The organism is Streptomyces sp. SID14478, assembly GCF_010548525.1.
Classification (GTDB): Bacteria; Actinomycetota; Actinomycetes; order Streptomycetales; family Streptomycetaceae; genus Streptomyces.
The window spans coordinates 1-841 of record NZ_JAAGMG010000131.1; the positions used below are offsets into that span (position 1 = coordinate 1).

Genomic DNA, 841 nt, shown 5'->3' on the forward strand with positions numbered 1-841 from the left:
TCGCCCGCCGCGCCCCGGACGTCCGCCTGGATCTCGGCGGCCAGTTCGGCGACCGACTCGCGGATCTCCAGCTCCAGATCGGCCAGTTCGCCGCTGCGGTCGGCCAGTTCGGCGCGGCCGGCATCGGTGATGGAGTAGACCTTGCGGCCGCCCTCGGTGGTGTGGGTGACCAGGCCCTCCGTCTCCAGCTTGGCCAGGCGCGGGTAGACGGTGCCCGCCGAGGGCGCGTACAGCCCCTGGAAGCGTTCCTCGAGGAGGCGGATCACCTCGTAGCCGTGGCGCGGTGCCTCGTCGAGCAGCTTCAGCAGGTAGAGGCGCAGGCGTCCGTGGGCGAAGACGGGGGGCATGTCAGAGCACCTTCTTCTCGGTGGGGCCGTCGGTCGGGCCGTCGCTGGGGCCGGGGTCAGGGGCGTCCCCGGCGTCCCCGCGGTCGGGAGGGGCGGCGTCCCCCGGCGTGCCCTCCTCGTCCGTGCCGGGACGCCGCAGCAGGGCGATGGACCCGGAGACGGTGGTGGCCCGCAGCTTGCCCGTGCCTGCACCGAGCCGCCCGGTGATTTTGTGGGCGCCCCACTGGCCCTGTACCCGCAGGTTCTCGAAGGCGTTGGAGATGGCGCCGCTCGCGGTGTTCGCCTCGACGTCGGCGTCCGCCGGGTCCGGGAGGCGGATCGCGATCTCGCCCGAGACGCTGGTCAGGCCGATGTCGGTGGGGCCGTGGGGATCGAGGTCCACGATCATCGAGCCGCTGACCGAGTCGGCCCGGACGGAGGGGCCCGAGCCCTCGACGACGGTGAGGTCGCCGGAGACGGAGTTGAACCGCAGGTCGCCGGTGACGGCCTGGGCC

General features: G+C 73.5%; 2 protein-coding genes. Both read right to left on the bottom strand.

Features of this window, described 5'->3' with window-relative positions; translation table 11 throughout:
• Positions 1-347, bottom strand: a 347-nt coding sequence (locus G3I40_RS05045) for a PadR family transcriptional regulator (RefSeq protein ID WP_164300940.1), incomplete at its 3' end; no start/stop codon positions are given.
• Position 348: 1 nt separating this feature from the next.
• On the bottom strand, positions 349-841 hold a 493-nt coding region (locus G3I40_RS05050; protein ID WP_164300941.1), incomplete at its 5' end, for a DUF4097 family beta strand repeat-containing protein.